6 protein-coding genes are annotated in these 5,986 nt (G+C 70.0%); 2 read left to right on the top strand and 4 right to left on the bottom strand.

The window, feature by feature from the left end; genetic code table 11:
- Positions 1 to 61: 61 nt before the first annotated feature.
- A complete protein-coding gene (locus tag H0488_RS21530; protein WP_376768495.1) occupies positions 62 to 325 on the bottom strand; it encodes a DUF7455 domain-containing protein in 264 nt (87 codons plus the stop codon).
- 195 nt (positions 326 to 520) lie between these two features.
- Here H0488_RS21530 and H0488_RS21525 point away from each other — a divergent pair, with 195 nt between their 5' ends.
- Complete coding sequence (locus H0488_RS21525; RefSeq protein WP_376768494.1) at positions 521 to 2,638, top strand: DNA gyrase/topoisomerase IV subunit B; 2,118 nt, start codon at positions 521 to 523, stop codon at positions 2,636 to 2,638.
- Positions 2,635 to 3,072, top strand: coding sequence for a hypothetical protein (locus H0488_RS21520; RefSeq protein ID WP_183101259.1), 438 nt, complete (start codon positions 2,635 to 2,637; stop codon positions 3,070 to 3,072). Before H0488_RS21525 ends, H0488_RS21520 begins: the two co-directional genes overlap by 4 nt.
- A 5-nt stretch (positions 3,073 to 3,077) precedes the next feature.
- Here the strand turns inward: H0488_RS21520 and H0488_RS21515 are convergent, their stop codons facing one another.
- The 3 genes from H0488_RS21515 to H0488_RS21505 all read right to left on the bottom strand — a co-directional run.
- Positions 3,078 to 3,572 carry a beta-class carbonic anhydrase gene (locus tag H0488_RS21515; protein ID WP_183101258.1) on the bottom strand — a complete coding sequence of 165 codons (495 nt, stop codon included), beginning with the start codon at positions 3,570 to 3,572 and terminating at the stop codon, positions 3,078 to 3,080.
- A 103-nt stretch (positions 3,573 to 3,675) separates the two neighbouring features.
- The gene (locus H0488_RS21510) at positions 3,676 to 5,448 is read right to left on the bottom strand and encodes an MFS transporter (RefSeq protein WP_183101257.1); all 1,773 of its coding nucleotides are present in this window, start codon (positions 5,446 to 5,448) and stop codon (positions 3,676 to 3,678) included.
- Between the two features lie 10 nt (positions 5,449 to 5,458).
- A partial coding sequence (locus H0488_RS21505; RefSeq protein ID WP_183101256.1) for an LppX_LprAFG lipoprotein occupies positions 5,459 to 5,986 on the bottom strand: 528 nt, incomplete at its 5' end.

The raw sequence follows: 5,986 nt of genomic DNA, 5'->3' as shown, positions 1-5,986 counted from the left end.
TCGGCAAAGACGAAGGCCCCGGACCGAGGTCCGGGGCCTTCGACGAGGAACGGGTGCTCGCTCAGCGCTCGCCCTCCGAGGCCGCCGCAGGCGTGCTGCCGAGCTTGTGGGTCTCGTCGTGGACCACGACGGCGACCTGCTTCAGCTTGTCGCCGTGCTCGCGGGCGTGGTGGGCGCAGAAAAGGAGCTCGCCACCGGAGGCGAGCTCCACGCGAAGGTAGGCCTGAGCACCGCAACGGTCGCAGCGGTCTTCTGCAGTCAGCGGTGGGGTAGGTGCAACTGTGGTTGTCACGTCGGCCTCACTTTCATCGGTCGACCTATTTATCGGTCGGTGCCGGGATCAACGTAGCGACCGGGCCCAAGATTCCCGATCCGGTGTGGTCAATCCCACGACCATCCAAGCACGTGATGGACATTGGTCGACCGATTTTCCACGCCCCGAAACGTCCTTGTTATCGAAAGCATCTGCTGCCCACATCGTGGCCCTGCGCAAGCCCGTGTGCCTGCACCGAACCCCGGCGTGTCGCAGGTAGATTCATACCCAGAAAGCCGCAGTTTCAACCAGGAGCACACCATCACCGACAAGACCTACAACGCCGCCCACCTGCTGGTTCTCGAGGGTCTCGAGGCCGTGCGGAAGCGGCCGGGCATGTACATCGGGTCGACCGACACCCGCGGACTGATGCACTGCCTCTGGGAGATCATCGACAACGGCGTCGACGAGGCGCTCGGAGGGCACGCCCGCCGGGTCGAGGTGACGCTCCACCCCGACGACTCCGTCGAGGTCTACGACGACGGGCGCGGCATCCCGACCGACAAGGAGCCCAAGACCGGCCTCCCGGGCGTCGAGGTCGTGGCGACCAAGCTCCACGCGGGCGGCAAGTTCGGCGGCGGCTCCTACAACGCCTCCGGAGGACTCCACGGTGTCGGCCTGTCGGTGGTCAACGCGCTCTCGTCGCGGATGGACATCGACGTCGACCGCTCGCCGTCCCAGCAGGGCATCTCGTTCCAGCGCGGCATCCCCGGCGTCTTCGACGGCGACGGGCCGAAGGCGGCCTTCGAGGCGCGATCCGGTCTGACCCGCAAGGGCAAGCGGGTCGGCAAGGACCGGTCGGGCACGCGGATCCAGTTCTGGCCGGACCGCCAGATCTTCACCAAGGACGCGAGGTTCGAGCTCGACGGACTGGTCGGCCGGGCCCGGCAGACCGCCTACATCGTCCCCGGCCTCGAGCTGGTCGTCCGCGACCTGCGCGGCCCTGAGCTGTTCGAGGAGAAGATCCGCCACGACGGCGGCATCTCGGAGTTCGCGGAGGCGCTCAGCCACGGCGAGCCGGTCACCGACGTGGTCCGGATCACCGGCACTGACACCTTCACCGAGACCGTCCCGATGCTGGACGAGCAGGGTCACATGACGCCCCAGGACGTCGACCGCGAGCTGACCGTCGACATCGCAGCGCGGTGGGACACCGGCTACGAGACGGAGGTCCGGTCCTTCGTCAACGTGATCGCGACGCCGAAGGGCGGCACCCACGTCGCGGGCTTCGAGGCTGCGCTCACCAAGACCTTCAACGACGCGATGCGGGCGTCGAAGGCGTTGAAGGTGAACGACGACGACGTGATCAAGGACGACATCCTCGAGGGCCTGACCGCCATCGTGACCGTTCGGCTGGCCGAGCCCCAGTTCGAGGGGCAGACCAAGGAGATCCTCGGCACGCCCGCCGTACGCGCGTCGGTGCGGAAGGTCGTCGCACAGCAGCTCAAGGAGTTCCTCACCTCCACCAAGCGGGCCGAGAAGGCGCAGGCCAAGCTGCTGATGGAGAAGGTCGCCGGCGCCGCCAAGACGCGGATCGCCGCACGCCAGCACAAGGAGACCCAACGCCGCAAGAACGCGCTCGAGTCGTCGACCCTGCCGGCGAAGCTCGCCGACTGCCGCGCCAACGACACCGAACGCACCGAGCTGTTCATCGTCGAGGGCGACTCGGCGCTCGGCACCGCCAAGCTGGCCCGCAACTCGGAGTTCCAGGCTCTGCTCCCCATCCGCGGCAAGATCCTCAACGTCCAGAAGGCCTCGGTCGGCGACATGCTGAAGAACGCCGAGTGCGCCTCGATCATCCAGGTCGTGGGCGCCGGCTCCGGCCGCACGTTCGACCTCGACGCCGCACGCTACGGCCGGGTGATCTTCATGGCCGACGCCGACTCCGACGGTGCCCACATCCGCTGCCTGCTCGCGACGCTCTTCTTCAAGTACATGCCTGAGCTGGTGCGCGAGGGGCGGGTGTTCACCGCTGTGCCGCCGTTGCACCGGATCGAGATCTCGAACCCGCGGAAGGGCCAGGAGAAGTACGTCTACACCTACTCCGACGACGAGCTGCAGCGAAAGCTGGCCGAGCTGAAGAAGAAGAACGTCCGGTGGAAGGACCCGGTCCAGCGCTACAAGGGCCTCGGTGAGATGGATGCCGACCAGCTGGCCGAGACCACCATGGACCCGCGCCACCGCACGCTCCGCCGGCTGACCGTCGACGACGCGGAGGAGGCGGCGAAGGTCTTCGAGCTGCTCATGGGCTCCGACGTCGCGCCCCGCAAGGAGTTCATCGTGCAGGGCGCCTACGAGGTCGACGTGGAGGCGCTCGACGCGTGAGCGTGAACTGGCGCCGGGTCCGAACGGTCGTCACCCTGTCGATCGGGGTGATCGTCGTGGCCGGCCTGGTGCTGGGCGCCTACGTCCTGCTGGTCGACGAGCCGGGCAACGACGAGGACGTGGACTCGGCAGGCGGCACGCAGTGGGAGCGCTACGAGGTGCGCGGCAGGACCCTGACGATCTACTACGCGGGGCCGACGTGCGAGGACAGCCGCACCACGGCGTCCGTCGAGGAGCAGGCCGACGAGGTCGTCGTCACCCTGCAGACCGTCGTCAACAGCGGGAGGTGCGACGACCGGCAGGTCCGCCACCGGGTCACCGCCAGGATCGACCGTCCGTTGGGGCAGCGGAAGGTCTACGACGGCGCCTGTCTCGAGGCGGAGCTGTCGAAGAAGGAGTGCCTCCGCACGGAGCGACGCACCCGCGCGGAGTAGCCGGATCAGACCTTCTGGGTGAGCAGGCCGGTGTCGACGTCGTACAGGAAGCCGCCGACGCGGACGGTGTCGGGGACGAGCGGGTGCGAGCGCACCTTCTGCACGTCCTCGGCCAGCGCCTGGGCCTGGTCGTCGACGACGTGGAAGGGCTGCCACGACGCGTCCTGGCCTGCCGACTCCGACACCCGACGGCGCAGCTCGCCCTCGGTGTTGGACGCGACCGCGCAGCGGGTGTGGGGGACCACGATGATCCGGTCGACCCGCAGCAGGTGAACACCGAGCACCAGGGCCTCGAGTGCGGCCGCGGTGACGCGCGCACCCGGGTTGCGGAAGATCTTCGCGTCGCCGGGCTTGAGGCCGATCATTCCCAGCGGGTCGATCCGCGAGTCCATGCAGGTCACGATCGCCAGGCCGGCATGGGCCACACCGTCGAAGCCGCCGAGGTCGAAGTGATCCGCGAACTCACGGTTGGCGGAGAGCAGGTCGTCGAAGTCGCTCATGGTCCAAGGCTAGCCGGGCTCGCGGCTCGGGCAGGTTGCGCCTACGTCGCCGTGGAATGTCGCGGACCTCACACCCCAACGACCGCCCGACCGGTCGGGACGGTCAGCCTCCGGTGCGGAGCACCTCGGCTGCGGCCAGGCCGCGGGTCGGCGCCTGCCGGAACAGCACGAGCGCCAACCCTGCAGCGAGCAGCGCGGCGACGGCTGCTCCGGTGAACACCGCCTGCTCCTGGACGATCGCGAGCTCGACCAGGCCGAGGTCGGGGTTCCTCTCGTGCTCGGCGTGGAGCTGGCGCAGGCCCCAGGTGGTCAGCACCGAGATGCCGACGAGCATCCCGACCATGCGCGCGACCACCACCAGGGCGCTCGCGAGCCCGTGGGTGTCGTGGGTCGTCGTCGACAGGATGGCCGCGTTGACCGGCGCGAGGGCGAGTCCGAAGCCGAGCCCGCCGATGACGAGGGGGACGTTCGACGCGAACCCGTCGAGGCTGGTGGCGTCCCACTGCGCCATCCAGAAGAAGCCTCCCGCGGCCAGCAGCATGCCGACCGCCGTGATCACGCCGGCGGGCAGCCGTCGGATCAGGTAGCCGCCGACCACCGCGCCGATCGGCAGCGCGACGAGGAAGCGCAGCAGGATCAGCGCCGCGCCGAGCTGGGAGTCGCGGTGGGTGGTGGTGCGCGCGAAGAGGGGGATGTCGACCAGGGCGGCGATCAGCGCCCACCCGATCAGGAAGCTCACGGCCAGCGACCCCCACGCCGGCATCGCGGCGAGCGCGGCGCGGGGGATGATCGGCGCGTCGGCCCGGATCAGGTGGACGACGAACGCGGCGGCGGCGAGGCCGGAGCCGAGGAGGAACCAGCCGCCCTTCGGGTTGAAGACGGCGACCTCGGGGTCGGCGCTCGCGAACGCGAGCACGATGCCGCCGAGTGCCACCGCCAGCAGGGTCGCGCCGACGAGGTCGGCGTCGATCGCGGCGCGGAACCAGCCGCGGGCGTCGATGATCGGACGCTTGGCGAAGGCGCAGCGCAGGGCGAGCACGACGAGAGCGCCGATCGCCACCAGGCCGACCGGCGTGACCCAACGGCTGCCGTCCTCGACGTACGGGATGAAGAACTGGCCCCAGGTCAGGTCGCGCTTGAGGTCGGGAGGCTGCAGGAAGACCGCGAGCCCGGCCACGAGGAGTACGACGGCCGCGAGCCCGCCGAGCAGGTCGGGCCGCCCGGGTCTCGTGACGGTCGCAGGGTGACCTCCCCGACCAACGGGCGCCTCGACCGCGGGTTGGCGCCAGAGCGTTCGCACCGCGACCACGAGCAGGACGCCGACCGCCAGGTTGATGGCGAAGATGCCGCGCCACGAGGTGAACGAGAGCACGAACGCGCCGAACAGCGGGCCCAGCACGCTGCCGATCTCCTGCACGCCCGACACGACGCCGAGCGGCAGGCCGCGCCGCTCGATGGGGTAGAGCGCGGCGACCAGCGCCATCGTGGCCGGCACCAGGCCGCCGCCGCCGGCGCCCTGCAGGAACCGGCCCGCCACCATCGTGTTGAGGTCGTAGGAGGCGGCGGTGACCAGCGACCCGACGGCGAACACAGCGAGTGAGGCCGCGAGGACCGGCACCTGGCCGCGCAGGTCGGCGATCCGGCCGATGAGCGGGAGCATCGCGACGTAGCCCAGCAGGAAGCCGGAGACGATCGGCGCGGCCCGCTGCAGCTCGTCGACCGGGATGCTGACGGCCGCCATCATGTCGGGCAGCGCGAGCACCACGACGTACGTGTCGACAGCGGCGAACGCGACGGCAGCCGCGCAGAAACCAAGGAGCAGCCGGGACCGCCTGTCAGGTCCGGCGCCTGCGTCCACGCCGGACGGCGGGATCATCGTGCGGTGCTCATTCCGGAGCCGAGATCTCCTGCTCGACGTCGTAGGCGCGCACCTCGATCACGTAGGTGATCGCATCCATGTCAGGGAAGAACTCGCCGGTGATCTCTGCCTCGGTGAGGAGGCCTTCGGCGTCGATCCGGTAGGTCGCGTCGAACGCGTCGCCCTCCGCGCAGGGGAGGATGTTGCGGATGGTGTCGCCCGGGACCGAGCCCGTGAAAGGAGTGATCGTCTCCTTGTTGTCGTCACCGCCGAGCTCGCTCTCGCCGGCCTCGGGGTCCTCGGTCGCGGTCAGGATCGCCGACACCCCCGTCTCGGGGTTGAGCAGCTGGGCGGGGTCCGGGCCGCAGAAGTCGCCGGGGTCGACGACCTGCCAGCCCAGCACCGGGACCTCGACGTGGAGGTCGCCGTCGACCGAGACGACGGGGATCTCGGCGGCCTCGACGCCCATGACCCGGCCGGCGACCTCGCCCTCGAAGGCCGGCGGGTCTGCGATCAGCACGCCCTCGGCCGACGCGAGGTAGTCGCCGTCGTTGGG

Source organism: Nocardioides pelophilus (genome assembly GCF_014180685.1).
Taxonomy (GTDB): Bacteria; Actinomycetota; Actinomycetes; order Propionibacteriales; family Nocardioidaceae; genus Nocardioides; species Nocardioides pelophilus.
This window is presented reverse-complemented; position numbering and strand designations above follow the sequence as displayed.